Raw genomic sequence first — 20463 nt, 5'->3', positions numbered from 1 at the left:
TCATTAGAACAGTCGTTAGAAGAAGTCGCTTCTGATGAAGCCGAAGTCCAGCAGCTCTGCGTCCTGCACGGGGGTGAAGTTGTTCACCCGGCCCTTGGCGGTCAGTGGCAGGGGCGGGTCGAGCAGGATGTTGTTCTTGTCGTAACCCTGGCCGATCACCGCGAAGATGATGCCGTTCCAGCCCTTGAGGAAATCGTCGACCTTGTATCGCCTGTGGCCCAGCACCGGATCACCGATGTACACCCAACCTTTGTCGACTTTCTGCATGACCACGAAGTGCTTGTAGCCGCGCACATCCATCAGCACCACGACAGGAATGCGTACGCTGTGCAGGGTTTCAGGTGCCACCCGGTAACCGCGGGCACGCATCCCGAGGCTTTCGACGTAGCGCTTCATGTCGAGCATCGAGAAGCCTTGCGTGCGCACAAGGTCCTGGTCGGCGTGGGCCAGCATGCCTTCGATGATCTGATGTTCGTCCACATCCAGCCAGTACGCCTGGCGCAGGATGGTCGCCAGCGCGGCGGCGCCGCAGCTGAAGTCGGTCTTTTGTTGCACCAGGTCGGCGAACTTACGTTCACGCAAGCTCTGGATCGGTTTGAACACCACAGCGCCGCCCGGCAGGACGGACAGCGGCATTTGTGCAGCTTCGCTCACGCTGGCCAGGCACAGCAAAAACGCCAAGGCGAAAATACGCATGATCGGATGCCTTACGGTGTGTTGAAGAAAGGCCCCCCGAAGGGGGCCTCAAGCACAGCGGTCAGAACGAAGTGTTGGAGATGGCCAGCGAGTTGCTTTGCTGGTTGCCCACACCGGCTGCTACGTTCACGCCCAGGTTACCGCTGCCACCGTTCACCGAACCGCTAAGGGTTGCAGTGTTGGTAACTGGGTTGGCCCAGCCGGTCGGGGTCAGCACTTGGAAGGACACAGTATTGCTCAAGTCGTAGGCGCTGCTTTCGCTGTAGCTCTTCGAAACGTCGTTCGAGGATTGTTTTGATTGCTCGCCAGACTTCGAGAACTCAGACGCCGAAGCATTCTCGTACGAAGAGTCGTGAGACTTGGTGTACGAAGACTCTTTGGACTTGTCGTACGACGACTGATGCGCCTTGTCGTAGTTGGAGTCGAATGCTTTCTCGAACGACGAGTCGTATGCACTTTCGTGCGACTTGTCGACCGACACATCCAGCGACGCGCTCAGCGAACCATCGAAGGTGCTGGAGCGGGTGCGCTCGCGACGGCCATCATCGGTGGTAAAGGTACGCGTGGCGTTGGCTGCAGCGTCCAGCGAAGCTGCCAGGCTGGCGCTGCTCGAGGCGCTGTGGCTGCCGCTGGCAGAGCCACTGGCATCCCAGCCGAACGAGCCACTTGCGCTCGAGTTGTGGGAGCCGCTGGCATTGCTGGATTGCGAGCCGCTGGCGTTCCAGCCACTGGAGCCGCTGGAACTGGCGCTTTGCGCACCGGCGACGCTGAAGCTCGAAGACGAGCTGCGGTCGTCGGTCGAGTTGAAGCTGCCTTCCTTCGAGCTTGAACCGCTGGCCGATTTGGTGATGGTAATCGTATCCACCCGATAGGTGCGGTCAGCGCTGTTGTTTACAATCAGGCCTGGGCCGTCCTGATTGGCCGAAGCCGTGGCAGTGGCGTTACCCAGCGGGGCACCGGTGTTGGCGATGGCCATGGTGTTTTTCTGTTGGTTGAGGTCGCCACCGGCAACGTTGATGCCAATGTTGCCCTCAGCCCCGCTGGCCGAGCCGCTCATCACAGCCGAAGACTGGGTCGAATAGTTGTCGACCCGGTTGTTTCTGCTGGTTTGCACAACGTCAGCTGTGGCACTGGCCATGCCGAACACGAAGCTGTTGTCCAGGCTCGAGTCGGAGCCTGCGTTGGCAATGGCAGCGGCGTTATCTTGCTGGTTGCCGTTACCGGCCGCCACGTTTATGCCAACGTTGCCGCTGGAGCCGGTGCCAGAGTCACTCATCTCGGCTTCGTTGATGGTGCCTTCATTGGAGATGCGGTTGCGAGTGCTGGTTTGGGTATCCCAGGCATTGGCCGTTGCATACACAGGGATCTTGGTGGGTGGAGGCGTGTGATGACCATTGTTGTGGTGGCCGTTATGGTGGTCATTACGCCGATCATTTTGCCCAGCTTGTACAGCAACAGCCATGACCGCAGCAATTGCGAAAACCAGAGGCTTGATTGCCATCGAGGGTTTCATGGTGATTCTCCGTACGCTATTAGGTTAAGTGTCGTTCTTAACTGCAGGGTCAATCCGCGACCCGGATGCTCAAGGTGTTGGCCATTCGGTTTCCCACCCCGGCACTCTGGTTCAACTGGATCACCCCTCGGCTACCGGTGAAGGCCTGGTCACTGGTGGTGACCTGGCGATAGCCTGCTGGAATGTCAGTTGCTCCTGAGTTGTTGATCAGCGCCACGTTCTGCTGCATGAGGACGCTGTCGTCGATGCTTTGCGGTTGTGCGCCAATGCTGATGTTCAGTGCGTTGGCTTGCTGGGTGTTGGCACCTGCGCTCTGGTTGACCCCCAGGGCGCCGCTGCCGTTGCTGAAAGCGTTGCCCTGGATGGTTGAGCGGGCGTCCATCGCGGGGTCGGCGGGCGTGTTGAGCCGTTGCCGGATCTGGGTGCTTGCATTGGCTTCGGGGCCGACGGCGATGGCACGCGCATTGACTTGCTGCTGTTTGTCGCCAGCGGCCTGGTTGACAGAGAGGTTGCCCTGATAGCGGCTGCCTGAACTGTCGATATCGGCGTTGTTGATGACGGGAACCAGGGATTGCGCAAAGGCCGGCGCAGTGCAAAGGGCGGCCAGCATCAGCAGTGTGCGCTTCATCTCACTTGCCCCCGCCGGTCAGAATCTGCAGCGGCGCGAGGCCACGCTGCACGCTCGAGTTGACCATGTTCGAGATACCGTTACCCGACCCCGTGCCGCGTCCGCCCGCCAAGTTGGGAAGCTGGTTCTGGTTGCCGAGGTTGCCACCCAGGTTGTTGGTCTGCTGGGTGACCAGGTTGCTGATGCCTGCACCGCTGCTGATGCCGGCGAAGTCGCCATCGCTCAGCTCGTTGGTTTGCTTGAGCACGTGGGCAGAAGGGTTGGCATTGACAGTGGTAGGGCTCGGGTCTGGGATCAGAGGGGGGATGGTCGCGTTGCGCACCTGCACATCGCGCTTGATGATGATGATCCCCTTGTCCGCCTGAGCCGTCAGGCTGAGTGACCCCAGTACACAACCCACCAGTAATAGGTGATAGAGGCGTTTGTCACGTTTCCTCACGACGGCAACTCCTTCTTTGAGCGCTGGCCCTGTTCAGCGATGCGAACGACAGAGCAGAAGGTGTGCCGCTTTTTAGAATCTTTTTTAGATCAGATAGTTAGGGCAAGAGGCTGACAAAATGCGGCGCATGTTGTCTCAGGCTTGAAACAGCTTGCCCTGCGCGTTGCCGGCAAAGTCAGCTGTGGCCTTGATTGGAAGGGTTTTTGCAAGTGTGTTTCACGGGCTTGACACTGCCCCCAGGACAGGGTCAAGCCCCGCAATTTCGGGGGCTTTGCCCCACCGGAGTGTGTCAGTGGTTTAACACTCGGTTGGGCATGATGGCGCATCGCTACCAAGCAGCATAGCAACCGATTGCAAGGCCAGCAATTGGCGTTGCGGCCAATTGCCATCGAGTATTTGGTGCGGCTGTTTGTGCCGCCTCAGCCACGCCTGGCTGTCGTCGAAAAAGCGCTGACGATCGCTGAGATCGGGTTGGCAACGCTGACCATCGGCAATCCAGTCCACCCCTTGCGGGCTGAGCAACAGGTGCAGGTCGTAACGCCGTGCCAGCAGTGCCTCTTCCAGCCAGGTTGGGCAGTCGTCGAACAGTGCCTGGCTCCAGAGCATGTTGCTCAGCAGGTGGGTGTCCAGAATTAGCAGTGGGGGCGCCAGCTCGCGCGCACGGTCCTCCCATGCCAGTTGCCCGCGGGCGATGGCGGGAATATCGGCGTAGCAGGTGTCACGGCATTGCTGGTCGATGAAATGGCGCACGTACTCGCCCACCACCACGCCACCAAAATGTGCCTGGATCACCCCGCTAAGCCAGCTTTTGCCACTGGATTCTGGGCCGCACAGTACCAGCACTTTCATTGCTTGTGGCGCACTCATGGCTGTACCAACGCCGGGTCGCGGCGCCATTCCAGCCAGCCGCGTACAGCAATCAGGGTGAGCACGGCGAAGAAGGCGGCGGTGAAATACAACTGCTGATGCAGGTATTGGCCCACATAGATGATGTCGACCACGACCCACAGGGGCCAGCACTGCAGGCGTTTCTGCGCCATCCACAGTTGCGCCACCAGGCTGAATCCGGTCAGGGTGGCATCCAGCCAGGGCAGGGCGGCATCGGTCCAGTTGGCCATGGCCGCGCCCAGGGCGGCGCTCAGCAGCACCCCGGTGGCCAGGCCGGTGAACAGTGCCGGGCGTTGCAGGCGGGAGACCTGACGGGCGTCTTCAGCGTGGCCGGGGCGCTTCCATTGCCACCAGCCGTACAGTTGCAGGATGGCGTAGGCCACTTGCAGCAACATGCCCGAGTACAGCTTTACCTCGTAGAACAGCCAGCCATAAATCAGCACCATGACCAGGCCGATTGGCCAGCACCAGGCGTTCTGCTTGACCGTGAGCCAGACAGCGGTTACGCCGAGGAGGGCGGCAATGAGTTCAAGGCCGGACATCGGCGATCCTTGGAGGCTACGGGGAAGGGGCGAGATTGTAGCGGGTCGGCCGGTGAAGGTGTAGGGCGCAGCGGTGGGATCCCCGGTTGTAGGAGCGGGTTTACCCGCGAACACCGGCAGCGCCGGTGCCATCCACCGCGTTGCTTCCTTCGCGGGCATGCCCACAAAGGATCGGCGGCGCCTTGATTACCAGCGCCCCGCCGCATCCTGGTCACTCTGCTTCCCCTCCACCCATCCAGTGGTGTGTCAATCAGCTTTGCCGGTGAAGATGACGCGTATCATCACTGACCTTCAGCGGGCTACACGCGCCCTGTGGGAGCGGCCTTGTGTCGCGATTGGGCCGCAAAGCGGCCCCAGGATTTCGGCTTTGATGCGCAGATTGTCGGGGGCCGCTACGCGGCCCATTCGCGACACCAGGCCGCTCCCACTCCAATCGCGCCAGCTTTCAGAAATTGAGCAAGACAGTTGCTTCCACAGGTGCAGCGCAGGCTTGAAGGTCACTCGATACCTGCGGGAGCAGGCATGCCCGCTCCCACAAAGGGCTTGTTCTCAGACCCGGAACTGCCGCAACAACTGCTCCAGCTCTTCGCTCAACCGCCCCAATGCCACCCCAGCATCGCTGGACTGACGCGCCGCATCGGCGGTCTGCTGCGACAACCCGGCAGTATCCAGCACATTGCGGTTGATCTCTTCGACCACATGCGACTGCTGCAAGGTGGCGCTGGCAATGGAGGCATTCAATGCGGTGAGGTTGTTCAGCACCTGGTTGATGGCGTCCAGGCTGGCGCCGGCCTCGCGGGCTTGTTCGACAGTCTGGCGCGATGCCTCGCTGCTGGTGTCTATGGCCTTGACCGCAGCGTCCGACTGACTCTGCAGGTGCTCGATCATGGTATGAATCTCGGCCGTCGATTGTGCTGTACGCTGGGCCAGCAGGCGCACCTCGTCGGCGACCACGGCAAAGCCTCGGCCTTGCTCGCCAGCCCGTGCAGCCTCGATGGCGGCATTCAGCGCCAGCAGGTTGGTCTGTTCGGCAATGGAACGAATCACGTCCAGCACGCCGCCGATGCGCGTGCTGTGGCCGGCCAGGTCGCGGATTACCTGTACGGCCTCATCGATGGTCAGCGACAGGCGGTCGATCTGCGCCAGGCTGCCGTGGATGGCCTGCTGGCCGTGCGTCACCTGTTGTTGTGCCGTCCGCATCTCTCCGGCGGCCTGTTCAGCGGTCTTGGCCACGTCCTGCACGGCGTAGGTCACCTCATTGACTGCAGTGGCCACCTGGTCCATCTGCAACGATTGCTGGGCACTGCGCTGTTGTGCGGCACCCGCATTGTCACCGACGTGCCCGGCGGACTGGGCCAATGCGTGGGCCGCGCCTTGCAGCTGGCCGACGACACCTTGCAGTTTGCCGTTGAAGCGGTTGAAGTGCTCGCCCAGGTGGGTGATCTCGTCGCTGCCATGGGTGTCCAGGCGCCGGGTCAGGTCGCTTTCGCCGCTGGCGATGTTGCCCATCGCCTGCACCGCTTCCTGCAGCGGGCGGGCGATGCTGCGGGCGATCAGCATGACCACCAGCGCCATCAGCAGGGCAATGCCCACGCCAACCAGCGAAGCGTCGCGCAACTGGCGAGCGAATTCGGCCTGCACGTCATCGACGTACACGCCCGAACCGATGATCCAGCCCCACGGCTTGAACAACTGAATATACGAGGTCTTGGCTACCGGCTCACTGGCGCCGGGCTTGGGCCAGCGATAGTTGACCGGGCCGGCGTCCTGCTGGCGGGCAAGGGCGACCATTTCGTTGAACACGGCGAAACCATCGGGGTCGCGGATGGCTGAAAGGTCCTGGCCGTCGAGCTTGGGGTTGGCCGGATGCATGATCATCTTCGGCCCCAGGTCGTTGATCCAGAAATAGTCGTCATGGTCGTAGCGCAGCGCGCGCACTACTTGCAGCGCCTGTTGCTGGGCGGCTTCGCGGCTGAGCGTGCCGGCAGCTTCCAGGCCTTGGTAATAGGCCAGCACACCCGCGGCGGTTTGCACCACATGGCGGGTTTTCTCTGCCTTGGCCTGGTACAGGTCGCCATGGATCTGCCGCAGCATCAGCAGGCCCAGTACCACCAGCATGGCCACCGCCACCACAAGGATCAGCCACAGGCGCTGACTGATTGACATCGATCTCAAAGTGTTCATCCATCAGCTCCCGCATTGTTCTTTTTATTAAGGTGCATCGAAGCATGCTTTGCAGCGAGCCCACACTCGACTAATGGCTAAGTGCTATGTTGGTGATAGTCTGCAACGGGTCGGGTAAAGCAATTGCCAAGGGGCTCTATCAGGATTTCGGCCGCGCAAGATGAAACCTTTAACAGGCATGAACTTTTCCGCTGGCGTTGCGCCCAACAGTCGCTGTAAAACAGCCGGGCCGTGTAAGGCAATTTCAAGCAAATCAAGAACAAGGGGCCTGCGACAAGCAGCGCTCCATCCGGGGGAATGATGGATTTTTGGACTGCCTTCCAGGCAATCATCTTAGGCGTGGTCGAAGGGCTGACGGAGTTTCTGCCGATCTCCAGTACCGGTCACCAGATTATCGTCGCCGACCTGATCGGTTTTGGCGGCGAACGGGCCATGGCTTTCAACATCATCATTCAGCTGGCGGCGATCCTGGCGGTGGTGTGGGAGTTTCGCAGCAAGATTTTCGAAGTGGTCTTCGGCCTGACCCACCAGCCCAAGGCGCGCCGCTTCACGGGCAACCTGCTGCTGGCGTTCATGCCGGCGGTGGTCCTGGGTGTGCTGTTCGCCGACCTTATTCACGAATATCTGTTCAACCCCGTCACCGTGGCGGCGGCACTGGTGGTGGGTGGCGTCATCATGCTCTGGGCCGAGCGCCGTAAGCACCGTGTGGAGGTGGACCATGTGGACGACATGCGCTGGAGCCATGCGCTGAAAATAGGCTTCATCCAGTGCCTGGCGATGATCCCGGGCACGTCGCGCTCCGGTTCGACCATTATCGGTGGCCTGCTGTTCGGCCTGTCGCGCAAGGCAGCGACCGAGTTCTCGTTCTTCCTGGCAATGCCGACCATGGTCGGTGCGGCGGTATATTCGGGCTATAAATACCGTGACTTGTTCCAGCCCGGCGATCTGCCGGTGTTCGCGCTCGGCTTCGTGACCTCGTTCATCTTCGCCATGATTGCCGTACGGGCGTTGCTCAAGTTCATTGCCAACCATAGCTACGCGGCATTTGCCTGGTATCGCATTGTGTTCGGCCTGTTCATTCTGGCGACCTGGCAGTTCGGTTGGGTCGACTGGTCCACGGCACATGGCTGAGGCGCTGCGTGGGCAACGGGCTGAAGGCGTGCGCAATGTGCGCCTGAAGCTGCTGCTGTTGGGCGTGCTTTGCCTGTTGCCCGGCCTGGGGGCGGCGCGCATGGCCTGGAACGATCAGGCCTGGTGGCCGTTGGCGTTGTACCCGGCCATGAGCCTGATCAGCCTGTTGCTGTATTGGCAGGACAAGCAGCAGGCACGTAACCAGGCCTGGCGTACACCCGAGAAAGTGCTGCATGCCAGCGAGTTGCTCGGTGGTTGGCCGGGGGCGCTGTTGGCGCAGCAGCTGTTTCGGCACAAGACCCGCAAGGTGTCGTTCCAGCTGGTGTGCTGGGGGATTGTGCTGCTGCACCAGGTGTTCTGGGCAGACTGGCTGTTTCTTGACGGGCGTTATCTGCCCCTTGGTTGATGTGCAGTTGTGCCGGCCTCTTTGCGGGTAATGCCGCGAAAGGGCCGGTACAGGTAGATCACATGACCAACCCCACCTGCAACCGCTTGGGCAACCGACGCACGACCAGCTGGTGCGACCGCTGCAACACATCACACAGTTCATCACGCCCCATGGGGTAGGGCGGCGCCATGCTGACCCATCGCGCCCGCGCCAGGTACGGCGCCGGCCGTATCCCGGGGCGATCGCAATAACCCAGAAACAGCTCGTCGGCTACCTTGAACGACAACCCGGCACCCGCCAGGTCGAGCACCGCGAACATCTTGTTTTCTGCCACCGAAAACACTCGGATGCCGCCCCATTTGTAGTCTTCCCGCGCCCCCGGCAGGCTCAGGCAAAATGCCGCCACCTGGGCCTCGCTCATCTTCCGTTCAGACATACCGCTCTCCACAAGCCTCGAATGACGCCGCCAGGTGATCGATCCACACTCGGACCGCAGGCAGCAGGCCGCGCCGGTGTGGGTAAACCGCCTGCAGGTAGCCACCCGGCAGCGACCAGTCTGGCAGCAGGCGCACCAGTTCGCCGCGTTCCAGTTCCTCTTCACAGAACATGCTGGGCAGCGCAGTGAACCCCAGCCCGGCACGTACAGCAGCGTTACGTACTACGAAATCATCGATCGCCAAGCGTGGCTCCAGGGCTATTTCCTGCTGCTTGCCATGGGGGCCGAACAGGCGGAAGTGTACCAGCCGGTCCGCTTCGGCTGCGCCCAGCACGGGCAATGATGCCAGCTCGCCCGGTTCGCGAATGTGGTCGGCAAAACCGGGTGCAGCCACCAGTTGCATTTGTGCCTGGCGCAGGCGGCGGGTGACCAGGGCCGGGTCTTCGTCGCCCAGGTCGCGTACGCGCAACGCTACGTCAATGCCTTCGGAAATCAGGTCGACCCGGCGGTTGAGCAATACCATGTCCAGTTGCACCAGCGGGTACTGCTCGAGAAAGCGGCTGATCACATCCGGCAGGAAGGCGTGTGCCAGTGCCACCGGGCAGGAAACCCGCAAACGCCCGCGCGGTTCACTGCTCATGCTGGCCACGGTTTCGTCGGCGGCTTCGGCCTCCAGCAGCATGGCCTGACAATGATGCAAGTAACGTTCACCTACTGCGGTGAGCTTGAGTTGCCGTGTGGTGCGCTGCAACAGGCGTGTGCCCAGGCGTTCTTCAAGCTCGGCGATACGCCGCGACAGGCGCGACTTGGGGATACCCAGCTGGCGCCCGGCGGCGGCGAATCCGCCGGCTTCGACGACGCGCGCAAAGTAGAAGAGGTCGTTGAGGTCTTGCATGGGCATGTCTCACTGTTCCATCTGTGGGACAAACTAACGCATTTTTGCTGACTTATCAGCTATTGATCACTTCGATAGGATTCTCCTAATCGTGATCGCCCACAGATGCGGTCTTCACTCACAGGAGAGTCCCATGAAACTGTTGCACATCGATTCGAGCATCCTGGGCGACAATTCCGCCTCGCGTCAGCTGAGCCGCGAAGTGGTCGAAGCCTGGAAGGCTGCAGACCCAAGCGTTGAGGTGGTTTACCGCGACCTGGCTGCCGATGCCATTGCCCACTTCTCCGCCGCCACCCTGGTCGCTGCAGGCACCCCTGAAGACGTACGCGACGCAGCCCAGGCTTTCGAAGCCAAGCTGAGCGCCGAGACGCTCGAAGAGTTTCTGGCTGCCGATGCCGTGGTGATTGGCGCGCCAATGTACAACTTCACCGTGCCGACCCAGCTAAAAGCCTGGATTGACCGTGTGGCCGTCGCCGGCAAGACCTTCAGCTACACCGAAGCCGGCCCGCAAGGCCTGTGCGGCAACAAGAAAGTGGTGCTGGTTTCCACTGCGGGTGGCCTGCACGCTGGCCAGCCGACTGGCGCCGGGCATGAAGACTTCCTGAAAGTGTTCCTGGGCTTCATTGGTATTACCGACCTGGAAATTGTCCGGGCCCACGGCCTGGCCTACGGCCCGGAGCAGCGCAGCCAGGCGATCGATGCTGCACAGGCGCAGATTGCCAACGAGCTGTTTGCGGCTGCCTGATCAAGGGAGCGGTGGGTTGCAAGCGTGGCCCTGTCGAGGGACAAGGCCACCCCAACCCGTAGAAGCGTTCAGGCTACCGGAATAAGCGGATCAGCGGCTGCCAAGGCTGCTGCACGGTCAGCCGCTGGCGGATAAATCCACACTGAATTGATCTGGCGCTTCAGCGCTTTGGCTTCGGCCTTGTCCTCCGGTGGCGACACCTCACGATCCCATCCTTCGGTATACACCGCACCCCAAGCCCCCAGGTCCAGGCAGGTCACGTACTTGGGCTGGCTGTAAGCCATCGGTGGCACGCCAATCAGCTCGGCCGCGGCATTGTTGCCTGCGTGGCGCCCCAGCGGAATCGCATGCTGGCACGACATCATTGCAGGGTTGCCAAGCGCGTCACAGGTGGCGTAAGCCACGTCTCCCGCGGCATACACGGCATCATTGCCCTTGACCTTCAGGTTGCCATCGACATGCAAGCGGCCGCGGTTGTCGCGCTCGCCGCTGATCTGTTCGGTGAGCGGGTTGGCCTTGAAGCCAACCGTCCAGACCACCGTGCTGGCGTCGATACGCTGGCCGTTGTCCAACTGCACACCGGCAGGGCCTACCGAAACTACTGTGGCACCGCAAACCCACTCCACGCCTAGGGCCTCGCATGCCTGCTCGATGGCTGGGCGGATGCCGTCACCCAGGGCTGCGCCAATCCTGGCGCCGCGGTCGATTACCACTACGCGTAACGCGGCGTCTTCACCCAGTATCGCGCGCAAGCGGGCTGGCAATTCGGTGGCCGTCTCGATGCCGGTAAAACCGCCCCCGGCTACTACCACAGTATTGCGTGCCGGCGTGTTCGGCAGGCTGGCCAGTGACTTCAGGTGGGTTTCCAGGCGTGCGGCGCTGTGGAGCTTGTCGACGTCGAAGGCATGCTCGATGCCGTCCATGTCAGGGCGCTCAAGCTCACTGCCGCAGGCCATGATCAGACGGTCATAGGGCAGGGTGCAGCGAGTGCCGCTGCGGGTGCGATAGCCCACGCGGCGGGCCGCTTCATCGATGTGGTATGCCGTGCCCTGCACGAAACGGACATTGACAGCGTCGAACAGCGCCTGCAGGGGGGCCGCCAGGGTATGCACGTCTGGCTCGTAGAAGCGCGGACGCACATGCAGTTCAGCCTGGGGCGCGAGCAAGGTGACCTCGACGCCCTTGCTGCCGTTGAGGTCAAGCTGGCGGATGGCGCTGAGTGCGCTCCACAGGCCGGCAAAGCCCGCACCAATGATCAGGATCTGCTTCATGGTTGTGCTCCTTTGAAGTTCGGTGGACAAGGTAGACCGTATCGCCGGTCAACGGTGTTACCAGTGCTTGCCGGAGTGCTTCAGAATGTTGGCGGTGTGATCACCCAGATCACCACGGCATCCACTTCACCGGGGTTGCCGTAGCGATGGGGCTCCTGGCTCGAGAAGCTGAAGCTGTCGCCTTCACTCAGCTGGAAATGCCGCTCGCCTACCCACAGCTCAAACGTGCCGCTGAGCAGGTAACCGGCTTCTTCGCCGTCATGGCTGTAGCTTTGCTGGCTGTAAGTACCTGGCGGGAAACGTGAGTGCAGCATCTCCAGCTGGCGGTTGGGCTGGGGAGTGAGCAGTTGATCAACGATGCCATCTTCGTAATGCACGCTCAGGCGGCTGTTGCGCCGCACCACATAGCCTTGGTCTTCGGGCGCGGTGGTGGCTTCGCTGGCGAAGAACCACTGGATGGTCACGCCCAAGCTGCGGGCGATATTGAACAGCGCCGGGATCGACGGGTAGGAGAGGTTGCGCTCCAGCTGGCTGATGTAGCCTGCGGTCAGTTCACTGTGTGCGGCCAGCTCCGCCAAGGTCATGCCGCGGCGCTTGCGCAGGCCGCGGATGCGGGTGCCGAGGAACTGCGGCGCGGCGCCCCCGGGTTCGCTGGCGGGGGGCTGGGAGGGTTGGCTCATGCGCGTCGGTCCATCGCAAAAGCCGCAGTATGTACAGCCTCAGAGTGCCCAGGCAACCGTCAGGCCATCGTGAATCGCTTCTTCGGCCGTGCGCGGCGCCAGGCAGTCGCCAATCCGCCGTACGTCCACCACACCTGCCAGTTCAGTGGCCAGGTGGTCTTGCGGTAGATGCCCCATGCACAGCACCAGGGTGTCGATGCCTTCGAAGATCATCGGATCGCCGCTGGCGGTGTGCTGCAAATACACCGTATTGTCGTCGCTGCCATACAGGCGTGCGTATGGGGTGACAGGGATACCCAGGCGATGCAGCTCGCCGGCCAGTTGGTCACGTACATAAAGTGGCAGGCTCTCGCCGCAATGAGTGCCGTTGACCGCCAACTGGACCTGATGACCTTCGCGCACCAGGCGTTCGGCGATACCGGGGCCGATCCAGTCACAGCGCCAGTCGATCACCAGCACCGAACGCCCCGGTTTCACCTCATTGCGCAGCACTTGCCAGGCGTCCACTACCTGAAGCTCGCCGGTACGCTCGAACGCCGGCCAGTAGGGGGTGGCGCCGGTAGCGGCAATGACCAGATCAGGGCGCTCACGTTCGACCAGCGCGCGGTCGACCCGGGTGTTGCGCACCACTTCTACGCCTGCCAGGGCCATTTCCCGTTGAAGGTTGGTGCTGGCACCCCCGAACTCGCTACGCCGTGGCAGTAGCTGGGCCAGCAGCACCTGCCCACCGAGCTGCGGGCCCGCCTCGTACAGCGTGACCTGGTGCCCGCGCGCGGCGGCCACGGCGGCGGCCTTCATGCCGGCAGGCCCGCCGCCGGCGACCATTATGCGCTTGGGCGAGGAAGTGGGCGTGAGGTGCCCATACTGCAACTCACGCCCGGTTTCCGGGCGCTGGATGCAGGAAATGGGCAAACCACGATGGAAATGGCCGATGCATGCCTGGTTGCAGGCGATGCAGGCGCGCACGTCTTCGACCTGGCCGCGTTCGGTCTTGCCTGGCATCGACGGATCGCAGATCAGCGCCCGGGTCATGCCGCACACATCAGCCTGGCCGCGGGCCAGGATCAGCTCGGCTTCCTGGGGCTGGTTGATGCGCCCGGTGACGAACAGGGGGATAGCCAGCTGTTGCTTGAAGGTGCCAGCCTCGCGGGCCAGGTACGCCGGTTCGATGGCCATTGGTGGCACGATATGGACCGCGCCACCCAGCGAGGCCGAGGTACCGGCGACGATATGCAGGTAGTCGAGTTGGCCCTGCAAGGCCACGGCAGCAGCCAGTGACTCGTCTTCACTCAGGCCCTGGCTGTCGCGCTCGTCAGCGCTGATGCGCAGGCCAATGATGAACTGCTCATCGGTGGCGGCGCGCACCGCGGCCAGCACTTCGCGCAAGAACCTCAGGCGCTGATCCAGGTCACCGTTGTAGCCATCACTGCGTATGTTCACCCGGGGGTTGAGAAACTGCGCGGGCAGGTAGCCATGGCTGGCTACCACCTCGACGCCATCCAGGCCGGCCTGGTGCAGGCGGCGTGCGGCGCCGGCATAGCCCTGGACGATTTCGTCGATCATTGCCTGGTCCAGCGCCCGTGGCATCACCCGGAAGCGCTCATTGGGCACCGCAGAGGCCGAGTAGGCTACCGCCAACAGGCCGTCTGCCGATTCCATGATCTCCCGCCCGGGGTGAAACAGTTGCGACAGCACCACGGTACCGTGCGCGTGGCAGGCCTCGGCAAGCTGGCGGTAGCCGTCGATGCAGGCATCGTCCGTGGCCATTAGCACATGCGAGGTGTAGCGGGCACTGTCGTGCACCCCGGCGACCTGCAGCACGATCAGGCCAACGCCGCCGGCAGCGCGGTCGCGCTGGTAGGCGATCAGTTTGTCGTTGACCAGGTTGTCGGTGGGCAGGCAGGTGTCGTGCCCGCTGGACATGATGCGGTTTTTCAAACGTTTGCCGCGGATCTGCAAGGGCTCGAACAGGTGTGGGAAGGCGGTCTGCATACAGGCGGCTCCGGTACGGTGTTGTTATTTTTCTATCAAAGTGTAGCAATAGTAAAAAATCAACTTGTTTTTTTACTGGTGTCTGTCTAGGTTTTCCTCACTCGCATGGCGAGGGTGTGACCTCAAAACAACAAGAAAACGGGCCCGTCGGGCACCGCCAGGAGGAAACTACGATGCAGCTATATCCACGTGTGACCGGCCTTTGTGCAGCCTTGCTGGCCCTTGGCCTGGGCACTGCGCAAGCTGCGCAGCAGATGGTTGTGGTCGGTTATGGCGGCGCGGGCCAGAAGGCCCAGGATGAGGCGATTTTCAAGCCCTTCATTGCCCAGGACGGCAGCCAGCTGATCCAGAGTGAATACAACGGCGAAATGGCGCGGATCCAGGTCATGGCTGACACCGGCAACGTCGATTGGGATGTGGTGCAGATCGAAGGCCCTGACTTGATGCGCGGCTGCGACGAGGGGATCTACGAGCACCTGGACTGGCAGCGCCTGGGCCATGCCGCCGAACTGATCCCGGCAGCCGCACAGGATTGTGGATCGGCCGCGCTGGTCTGGAGCGTGGCTATTGCCTACGACCGCAGCAAGCTGGCCCAGGCGCCGGCGTCGTGGGCCGACTTCTGGGACGTCGACAAGTACCCTGGCAAGCGCGGCCTGCGCAAGCGTGCGGTGTACAACCTGGAGTTCGCGCTGTTGGCTGACGGGGTCAAGGTCGAAGACGTATACCGGGTATTGTCTACGCCGGCAGGCGTCGAGCGGGCCTTCGCCAAACTCAGCGAACTCAAACCCCATATCCAGTGGTGGGACGCCGGCGCTCAACCCGCGCAATGGCTGGCAGCCGGTGACGTGGTGATGACCTCCACCTACAGCGGAAGAATTGCGGTGGCGGCGCAGCAGGGCAGCCCGTTGGCCGTGGTATGGCCTGGCAGCCTGTACGGTATGGACTACTGGGCGATCATCAAAGGCTCGCGGCATGTCGACCAGGCCAAGCGGCTGATTGCCTATGCCAATCAGCCGGATACCCAGGTGCGGTATGTACAACAGATCCCCTATGGGCCAACCAATACCCAGGCCGCGGCCAGGCTTGACCCGGCGCTGGCCAACTGGGTACCCACTTCGCCACAGAACCTTCAAGGGGCGCTGGCCATGAACGTGGAATTCTGGGTCGATCATGGCGAAGAACTGGAGCAACGCTTCAACGCCTGGGCCAGCAAATAGCGTTCAGTAAAGGGGCAACAAGATGACTTCAACGGAACTAAGCCTGCGTCGGGAGCTGGCTGCCTGCTACCGGCTGATCGCGCACTTTCGCATGAGCGATCTCATCTTCACGCATATCTCCCTGCGCCTGCCTGGGCCGGAGCACCATTTCCTGATCAACCCGTATGGCCTGCTCTTCGAGGAGATCACAGCGTCCAGCCTGGTGAAGATCGACCTGCAGGGGCGGCCGGTGGGGGCTGCCCGTCACCCGGTCAACCCGGCCGGGTTCGTCATTCACAGTGCCATTCACGCTGCCCGCGAGGATGCCCGGTGCGTGCTGCACACCCACACCCGCGCAGGCTGCGCGGTGGCCGCACTGGAATGTGGCCTGCTGCCGGTCAACCAGATGTCCATGGAGTTTTACGGCAATGTGGCTTACCACGCCTACGAGGGCGTCGCGCTGGACATGGATGAACAGCAACGGCTGGTGGCCGACCTGGGCAACAAGCCGGTGATGATGCTGCGCAACCATGGCCTGTTGACCACGGGGCGCAGTGTGGCTGAAGCCTTCTTGCGCATGTACTACCTGGAGAAGGCTTGCGAGATCCAGTTGGCGGCGCAAAGTGCTGGGCAGCTGGTATTGCCGACGACCGAAGTGTGCGTGCGTACCGAACGGCAGTTCAACGCGCCGGGGAGAGGGTTGAAGCAAGGGGAACTGACCGACCCGGATGCGCTGCAATTGGCGTGGGCGGCGTTGTTGCGAATGTTGGAAAAGGTGGCGCCTGGTTATCAGGATTGAACCTGCGCTTGCTGATTTGGCAGTTAGTCGTGCAAACGACAGCGGGCGGACGGAACAGTCACTGTAGTGCAACCATTGCTTTCAACTGTGCTGGTCCCTTCTCAAGGAATACCGTTATGCTGTAACGAAATATGTCTAAAAAGCCTGCAGAAGGAAGTCGCAATGCCACTCAAGGACCTGCTTATCGCCCTGGTGGTGATTGTCGCCTGGGGCGTCAACTTTGTGGTCATCAAGGTTGGCCTCGACGGGCTGCCACCGATGTTGCTGGGGGCATTGCGTTTCTTGCTGGTGGCGTTCCCGGCGATCTTGCTGGTCAGGCGGCCCAAACTGCCGTGGCGCTGGCTGATCGCTTACGGTGCGACCATTTCACTGGGCCAGTTCGCGTTCCTGTTTCAGGCCATGTACAGCGGCATGCCGCCAGGGTTGGCTTCGTTGATCCTGCAGTCGCAAGCCTTCTTCACCCTCGGTTTTGCGGCGTTGTTTCTCGGTGAGCGGCTGCGCCTGGCCAGCGTGCTGGGGCTGCTGGTGGCGGCCGGCGGCCTGGCACTGATCGGCAGCGAAGACGGCGGCCATGTGCCCATGCTGGCGTTGGTGCTGACCCTGTGTGGCGGTGCAATGTGGGGCCTGGGCAACATCATTACCCGGCGGTTCGGCTCGGTCGACCTGGTCGCGTTGGTGATCTGGGGTGGGCTGATCCCACCACTGCCATTCCTGGCACTGTCCTGGTGGCTGGAAGGCCCCGAGCGCATTGGCCATGCCTTGGCCAATATCAGTTGGAGTTCGGTGCTGGCCCTGGCGTATTTGGCCTTTGTGGCCACCATGCTCGGCTACAGCCTGTGGAGCAAGTTGCTGTCGCGTCACCCGGCAGGCAAAGTGGCGCCGTTCTCGCTGCTGGTACCGGTGATTGGCCTGAGTTCGTCGGCGTTGCTACTGGGAGAGCGCCTGACCGCTACGCAGGGCTGGGGCGCATTGTTGGTGATGGCCGGCCTGCTGGTGAATGTATTCGGTGCGCGCATCGGTCAGCGTTTGCGGGCTGCCAACGCGTAAAGCGCTTAAATCCGCCGACCTGCGCTCTGTTAGAATCGGCCTCTTTTTGCCAGGCCAACGGAGCGCATCCATGATCATTTCCACCACCAGCCAGCTCGAAGGCCGCCCGATTGCCGAATACCTGGGCGTGGTCAGTTCCGAATCGGTGCAGGGCATCAACTTCGTGCGCGATTTCTTTACACGGTTTCGCGACTTCTTCGGTGGCCGTTCGCAAACCCTGGAAAGCGCGCTGCGCGAGGCCCGGGAGCAGGCCACTGAAGAACTCAAGGCCCGGGCACGACAGTTGCAAGCCGATGCGGTAGTGGGGGTTGATTTTGAGATCAGCATGCCGTCGGTACAGGGCGGCATGGTCGTGGTATTTGCCACCGGCACGGCAGTACGCCTGAAGTAAAGCCTTTTGCCATTGGTCGGCTGCAGGGTTCTTGTCCGGTCGGTCCGCAAATGACCAGCTAGTCTCACTTTCACAGGCCGCGTTTCCTGGGCAACTTGTCTGGTTGCCGACGCGACCGCCACTGGAGGGAGACAGGGCATGAGCGAATCCTTTTTCGAAGACCTGAACGATGCGTTCCCGATCAACAGCCAGGTGCGTTGCGGCCAGGCGGCATTTCGCCTGGGGTTCGCCCACATGACGCTGGATGATTCCGAACAGCTCCAGCCTGCACATTTGCAGCGCAGCAAAAAAGGCCGCTTCATGCCGCGGGTACCGCTCAAGAAGTAAGCCTGCGCCTGCACACGCCCCGCCCAACGGCGGGGTTTTTATTGCTATTCGTTGATCCGCCTCATGGTATTGCCCGGTAGCGCTCGCCGGATGGCCCGGCCTGTGGTTTTCTGACGCGGCATTCCAGCAACGGAGGATTGAATGCTCATGCGAGTCAGGGAAGAAACCTATTGGCAGTGGGCCGACGCACAGTTGCACAGCCGCTGCCACGACGAAGCACTCAGCGACGGCACCACACTGGACGTGCAGGTGCGCTTGTCGCGCCTGGGGGCGACGCAGCTGTTTCTGGGGTTGTACGCCGGGGATGGGCGGGCGTTGCTGGAAGAGTATTACCCCGCGCTGCCGGGCGAGACCATGACCCGTGCGCTGGTGTGGGGTGTCGACCGCGCCCGGGCGATGGCAACAGGCGCTTTGCCTTTGCCGGAAACCCGTCTGCAGCGGCGCCAGGCATGAAAAAGCCCGGCCAATGCGGGCCGGGCTCTGGTAAGGGTGCGAACCCTCAATTCAGCGGTTCGATCACCTTGACTGCCTGCTGCTCACGGGCAGCGGGCCATTCTTGTTGCAGGGTCTGCAGCACGCGGCCAACGAATTCGGTGTCGGCGGCGGCTTTCTTGCCGACGTAGCCTTGGCCACGGCGGTAGACCTTGAAGCGGGCACGCATGCTGGGCAGGTGCTCTTCAAATTCATCTTCGACGGTGTTCGGTGGCAGGCGGTCGAGGCGCACTTCACCGGTTTGGCTAACCCACAGCAAATGGTCGTCAAGGCTGTCCTTGCGCACGGCGAACAGCTGGGCCAATTGGTCGATAGTCGGATTGTTGTTCAAGTTCATCATAAAGCCCCCATTACCCATTCATAGGTGATTTTCACAGTTGGCGCTATCACGGTGTAGCGCACTACCAAGGCTGCTACAGCAGCATCGCAACAGGGGCTTTCTCACGCTGCCTTTTGGACAGTTTCCCTCTCCACGGACGGCCTGCGTTACCGCGCAGGCCGTCTGGAACACCCTTGCCACCGCTCCCGATCGGGGAGACGGCTTCATCATGCCCAAGCGCGATGAACGGCGTCAACCATTTTGTAGTGAATATTTTTGCTCACTACATTCTGTCGTTTTGTCCGACAATCAACGCGAGCGTTATAAGCCGGAAAGGATGTCGAAGGCGGCTTGCACCCGCGCCTGGTTGGGGTAATTCCGATTGGCCAGCAGCACGACTGCCAGCTGTTCTGCCGGCACGAACGCGGCGTACGCGCCGAAGCCGTTGGTGGCGCCGGTCTTGTTGTACCAGGCTGCCGGTAGCGCGGGCAGGGCCGGCTGCAAGCGAGTGGTGGCCTGCGGTTCGCGGATCAGCCGTGGGCTGTTGCCATCGATCAGTGTGCTCAGCGTGACCGGGTAGGGGTAGCGTTCCCAGCCCAGGCCTTGCGTCATGGCGCCAACCTGGAAATAGCCCTGCTGGGTAATGGCGGTGGCTTTCACCAGGGCCGGTGGCAAGCCCTGCGGCTGCATGTGCAACCGCACATAGCGCAGCAGGTCGCTGGCGCTGGTTTTGATGCCGTAGGCCTCATCGGCGTAGGGGCCGGGCCCTACACGCACCGGCTTGTCGTCGGCGTCATACCCTTGGGCATAAAGCCCCTGGGCGCTGGCCGGAACCTGAAGGTAGGTATTTTTCAGGCCCATCTTCGTCAGCAGGCCCTCACTCATCAGCGTGGAAAACGGTTGATGCTGCGCACGGGCAGCCAGGTCACCGAACAACCCCAGGCTGGGGTTGGAGTAGCAGCGCTGGGTGCCGGGTTTGGCGCGAGGTTGCCAGTGGCGGAAGAAATCGACTACCTGCTGCGGTGTTTGCACGGTGTCGGGGAACTGCAGTGGCAGGCAGTCGGCGCTATAGGCGCCCAGTTCCAGCACCGTCGCGTCGCCGATGGGGACGCCGGCCAGTGCCGGGTGATAGCGCTTGGCCGGGGCCTCGAGGTCAAGCTTGCCCTCGGCGCTGGCAAGCGCGGCCAGGGTGGCCGTGTAGGTCTTGCTCAGCGAACCGATCTCGAACAGCGTATCGCGGCTTACCGGTACGTTGTCGGCCTTGCTGGCCACACCGTAACTGAAGTAATGCGCGTGGTCGCGTGCATAGATGGCCACAGCCATGCCGGTGATGCCTTGTTCCTGCATGAGCGGGCGGATGATCTGGTCGACCTTGGCCTGTAACTGGTCGTCGGCCTGGGCGCTGGCATGGCCCAAGGCAAGGGTAATGGCGGCTGCAAGTGTAGCCAGACGTGGGCGGAGCAT

23 protein-coding genes and 1 pseudogene are annotated in these 20463 nt (G+C 62.0%); 9 read left to right on the top strand and 15 right to left on the bottom strand.

Going from position 1 to position 20463, the window contains the following annotated elements; genetic code table 11:
- Nucleotides 1-15 precede the first annotated feature (15 nt).
- The 8 genes and pseudogenes from I8746_RS03130 to mcpP all read right to left on the bottom strand — a co-directional run.
- Nucleotides 16-696: a C39 family peptidase gene (locus I8746_RS03130; protein ID WP_012052567.1), complete on the bottom strand. Its 681-nt coding sequence runs from the start codon at nucleotides 694-696 to the stop codon at nucleotides 16-18.
- A gap of 61 nt (nucleotides 697-757) precedes the next feature.
- Nucleotides 758-2209 carry a hypothetical protein gene (locus I8746_RS03125; RefSeq protein WP_012052566.1) on the bottom strand — a complete coding sequence of 484 codons (1452 nt, stop codon included), beginning with the start codon at nucleotides 2207-2209 and terminating at the stop codon, nucleotides 758-760.
- Nucleotides 2210-2258: 49 nt separating this feature from the next.
- Nucleotides 2259-2837 carry a hypothetical protein gene (locus I8746_RS03120; protein WP_012052565.1) on the bottom strand — a complete coding sequence of 193 codons (579 nt, stop codon included), beginning with the start codon at nucleotides 2835-2837 and terminating at the stop codon, nucleotides 2259-2261.
- A gap of 1 nt (nucleotide 2838) precedes the next feature.
- A complete protein-coding gene (locus I8746_RS03115; protein ID WP_003253914.1) occupies nucleotides 2839-3276 on the bottom strand; it encodes a hypothetical protein in 438 nt (145 codons plus the stop codon).
- A 297-nt stretch (nucleotides 3277-3573) separates the two neighbouring features.
- Entirely contained in the window at nucleotides 3574-4143 is a 570-nt protein-coding gene (locus tag I8746_RS03110; protein WP_012052564.1) for an AAA family ATPase, read from the bottom strand.
- Nucleotides 4140-4706, bottom strand: coding sequence for a nicotinamide riboside transporter PnuC (gene pnuC / locus I8746_RS03105; RefSeq protein WP_088512249.1), 567 nt, complete (start codon nucleotides 4704-4706; stop codon nucleotides 4140-4142). Before pnuC ends, I8746_RS03110 begins: the two co-directional genes overlap by 4 nt.
- 549 nt (nucleotides 4707-5255) lie before the next feature.
- A complete protein-coding gene (locus tag I8746_RS27445) occupies nucleotides 5256-5990 on the bottom strand; it encodes a methyl-accepting chemotaxis protein (RefSeq protein WP_404940839.1) in 735 nt (244 codons plus the stop codon).
- A gap of 138 nt (nucleotides 5991-6128) precedes the next feature.
- A pseudogene (gene mcpP, locus I8746_RS27440) lies at nucleotides 6129-6800 on the bottom strand (methyl-accepting chemotaxis protein McpP); the annotation flags it as partial.
- A 390-nt stretch (nucleotides 6801-7190) separates the two neighbouring features.
- On the opposite strand from mcpP, the gene I8746_RS03095 reads away from it, so the two are divergent.
- Nucleotides 7191-8021, top strand: coding sequence for an undecaprenyl-diphosphate phosphatase (locus I8746_RS03095; protein WP_012052561.1), 831 nt, complete (start codon nucleotides 7191-7193; stop codon nucleotides 8019-8021).
- The gene (locus I8746_RS03090; protein ID WP_003253909.1) at nucleotides 8014-8427 is read left to right on the top strand and encodes a DUF1294 domain-containing protein; all 414 of its coding nucleotides are present in this window, start codon (nucleotides 8014-8016) and stop codon (nucleotides 8425-8427) included. The genes I8746_RS03095 and I8746_RS03090 overlap by 8 nt, the downstream gene beginning before the upstream one ends.
- A 58-nt stretch (nucleotides 8428-8485) precedes the next feature.
- On the opposite strand, the gene I8746_RS03085 is transcribed toward I8746_RS03090, so the two are convergent.
- Nucleotides 8486-8845 carry an MmcQ/YjbR family DNA-binding protein gene (locus tag I8746_RS03085; RefSeq protein ID WP_012052560.1) on the bottom strand — a complete coding sequence of 120 codons (360 nt, stop codon included), beginning with the start codon at nucleotides 8843-8845 and terminating at the stop codon, nucleotides 8486-8488.
- A complete protein-coding gene (locus I8746_RS03080) occupies nucleotides 8838-9740 on the bottom strand; it encodes a LysR substrate-binding domain-containing protein (protein WP_003253907.1) in 903 nt (300 codons plus the stop codon). Before I8746_RS03080 ends, I8746_RS03085 begins: the two co-directional genes overlap by 8 nt.
- Nucleotides 9741-9873: 133 nt before the next feature.
- Between I8746_RS03080 and I8746_RS03075 the strand changes: the two genes are divergently transcribed.
- The gene (locus tag I8746_RS03075) at nucleotides 9874-10485 is read left to right on the top strand and encodes an FMN-dependent NADH-azoreductase (RefSeq protein ID WP_003253906.1); all 612 of its coding nucleotides are present in this window, start codon (nucleotides 9874-9876) and stop codon (nucleotides 10483-10485) included.
- 68 nt (nucleotides 10486-10553) lie between these two features.
- Here I8746_RS03075 and I8746_RS03070 read toward each other — a convergent pair whose 3' ends face one another.
- The 3 genes from I8746_RS03070 to I8746_RS03060 form a co-directional block, all read right to left on the bottom strand.
- Entirely contained in the window at nucleotides 10554-11756 is a 1203-nt protein-coding gene (locus I8746_RS03070; RefSeq protein WP_014756418.1) for an NAD(P)/FAD-dependent oxidoreductase, read from the bottom strand.
- 80 nt (nucleotides 11757-11836) lie between these two features.
- Complete coding sequence (locus I8746_RS03065; protein WP_017147667.1) at nucleotides 11837-12436, bottom strand: helix-turn-helix domain-containing protein; 600 nt, start codon at nucleotides 12434-12436, stop codon at nucleotides 11837-11839.
- 39 nt (nucleotides 12437-12475) lie between these two features.
- A complete protein-coding gene (locus tag I8746_RS03060; RefSeq protein WP_221100142.1) occupies nucleotides 12476-14428 on the bottom strand; it encodes an FAD-dependent oxidoreductase in 1953 nt (650 codons plus the stop codon).
- A gap of 173 nt (nucleotides 14429-14601) precedes the next feature.
- Here I8746_RS03060 and I8746_RS03055 point away from each other — a divergent pair, with 173 nt between their 5' ends.
- The 6 genes from I8746_RS03055 (at nucleotide 14602) to I8746_RS03030 (ending at nucleotide 18641) form a co-directional block, all read left to right on the top strand.
- Nucleotides 14602-15645, top strand: coding sequence for an ABC transporter substrate-binding protein (locus I8746_RS03055; protein ID WP_017147666.1), 1044 nt, complete (start codon nucleotides 14602-14604; stop codon nucleotides 15643-15645).
- Nucleotides 15646-15667: 22 nt separating this feature from the next.
- Nucleotides 15668-16423 (top strand): class II aldolase/adducin family protein, encoded by a 756-nt coding sequence (locus I8746_RS03050; protein WP_014756422.1) that lies wholly within the window; start codon nucleotides 15668-15670, stop codon nucleotides 16421-16423.
- Nucleotides 16424-16585: 162 nt separating this feature from the next.
- A complete protein-coding gene (locus tag I8746_RS03045) occupies nucleotides 16586-17470 on the top strand; it encodes an EamA family transporter (protein ID WP_003253899.1) in 885 nt (294 codons plus the stop codon).
- A gap of 70 nt (nucleotides 17471-17540) precedes the next feature.
- Nucleotides 17541-17861 (top strand): YbjQ family protein, encoded by a 321-nt coding sequence (locus I8746_RS03040; protein WP_003253898.1) that lies wholly within the window; start codon nucleotides 17541-17543, stop codon nucleotides 17859-17861.
- A 138-nt stretch (nucleotides 17862-17999) separates the two neighbouring features.
- Entirely contained in the window at nucleotides 18000-18188 is a 189-nt protein-coding gene (locus I8746_RS03035; protein ID WP_003253897.1) for a hypothetical protein, read from the top strand.
- Between the two features lie 141 nt (nucleotides 18189-18329).
- Nucleotides 18330-18641 carry a hypothetical protein gene (locus I8746_RS03030; protein ID WP_010953779.1) on the top strand — a complete coding sequence of 104 codons (312 nt, stop codon included), beginning with the start codon at nucleotides 18330-18332 and terminating at the stop codon, nucleotides 18639-18641.
- 46 nt (nucleotides 18642-18687) lie between these two features.
- On the opposite strand, the gene I8746_RS03025 is transcribed toward I8746_RS03030, so the two are convergent.
- On the bottom strand, nucleotides 18688-19020 hold the full coding sequence (locus I8746_RS03025) for a hypothetical protein (RefSeq protein WP_003253895.1): 333 nt from the start codon (nucleotides 19018-19020) through the stop codon (nucleotides 18688-18690).
- Nucleotides 19021-19320: 300 nt separating this feature from the next.
- Nucleotides 19321-20463 carry a class C beta-lactamase gene (gene ampC / locus I8746_RS03020; protein WP_088512238.1) on the bottom strand — a complete coding sequence of 381 codons (1143 nt, stop codon included), beginning with the start codon at nucleotides 20461-20463 and terminating at the stop codon, nucleotides 19321-19323.

Source organism: Pseudomonas sp. USTB-Z (assembly GCF_019691255.1).
GTDB lineage: Bacteria > Pseudomonadota > Gammaproteobacteria > Pseudomonadales > Pseudomonadaceae > Aquipseudomonas > Aquipseudomonas alloputida.
The sequence above is the reverse complement of the archived record's forward strand: the minus strand, read 5'-3'. Positions and strand labels throughout refer to the sequence as shown.

Coding starts and splice junctions, on each gene's coding strand:
- I8746_RS03130 (WP_012052567.1), bottom strand. CDS start 696: ATGCGTATTTTCGCCTTGGCGTTTTTGCTGTGCCTGGCCAGCGTGAGC.
- I8746_RS03125 (WP_012052566.1), bottom strand. CDS start 2,209: ATGAAACCCTCGATGGCAATCAAGCCTCTGGTTTTCGCAATTGCTGCG.
- I8746_RS03120 (WP_012052565.1), bottom strand. CDS start 2,837: ATGAAGCGCACACTGCTGATGCTGGCCGCCCTTTGCACTGCGCCGGCC.
- I8746_RS03110 (WP_012052564.1), bottom strand. CDS start 4,143: ATGAGTGCGCCACAAGCAATGAAAGTGCTGGTACTGTGCGGCCCAGAA.
- pnuC (WP_088512249.1), bottom strand. CDS start 4,706: ATGTCCGGCCTTGAACTCATTGCCGCCCTCCTCGGCGTAACCGCTGTC.
- I8746_RS27445 (WP_404940839.1), bottom strand. CDS start 5,990: ATGGACCAGGTGGCCACTGCAGTCAATGAGGTGACCTACGCCGTGCAG.
- I8746_RS03095 (WP_012052561.1), top strand. CDS start 7,191: ATGGATTTTTGGACTGCCTTCCAGGCAATCATCTTAGGCGTGGTCGAA.
- I8746_RS03090 (WP_003253909.1), top strand. CDS start 8,014: ATGGCTGAGGCGCTGCGTGGGCAACGGGCTGAAGGCGTGCGCAATGTG.
- I8746_RS03085 (WP_012052560.1), bottom strand. CDS start 8,845: ATGTCTGAACGGAAGATGAGCGAGGCCCAGGTGGCGGCATTTTGCCTG.
- I8746_RS03080 (WP_003253907.1), bottom strand. CDS start 9,740: ATGCAAGACCTCAACGACCTCTTCTACTTTGCGCGCGTCGTCGAAGCC.
- I8746_RS03075 (WP_003253906.1), top strand. CDS start 9,874: ATGAAACTGTTGCACATCGATTCGAGCATCCTGGGCGACAATTCCGCC.
- I8746_RS03070 (WP_014756418.1), bottom strand. CDS start 11,756: ATGAAGCAGATCCTGATCATTGGTGCGGGCTTTGCCGGCCTGTGGAGC.
- I8746_RS03065 (WP_017147667.1), bottom strand. CDS start 12,436: ATGAGCCAACCCTCCCAGCCCCCCGCCAGCGAACCCGGGGGCGCCGCG.
- I8746_RS03060 (WP_221100142.1), bottom strand. CDS start 14,428: ATGCAGACCGCCTTCCCACACCTGTTCGAGCCCTTGCAGATCCGCGGC.
- I8746_RS03055 (WP_017147666.1), top strand. CDS start 14,602: ATGCAGCTATATCCACGTGTGACCGGCCTTTGTGCAGCCTTGCTGGCC.
- I8746_RS03050 (WP_014756422.1), top strand. CDS start 15,668: ATGACTTCAACGGAACTAAGCCTGCGTCGGGAGCTGGCTGCCTGCTAC.
- I8746_RS03045 (WP_003253899.1), top strand. CDS start 16,586: ATGCCACTCAAGGACCTGCTTATCGCCCTGGTGGTGATTGTCGCCTGG.
- I8746_RS03040 (WP_003253898.1), top strand. CDS start 17,541: ATGATCATTTCCACCACCAGCCAGCTCGAAGGCCGCCCGATTGCCGAA.
- I8746_RS03035 (WP_003253897.1), top strand. CDS start 18,000: ATGAGCGAATCCTTTTTCGAAGACCTGAACGATGCGTTCCCGATCAAC.
- I8746_RS03030 (WP_010953779.1), top strand. CDS start 18,330: ATGCTCATGCGAGTCAGGGAAGAAACCTATTGGCAGTGGGCCGACGCA.
- I8746_RS03025 (WP_003253895.1), bottom strand. CDS start 19,020: ATGATGAACTTGAACAACAATCCGACTATCGACCAATTGGCCCAGCTG.
- ampC (WP_088512238.1), bottom strand. CDS start 20,463: ATGCTCCGCCCACGTCTGGCTACACTTGCAGCCGCCATTACCCTTGCC.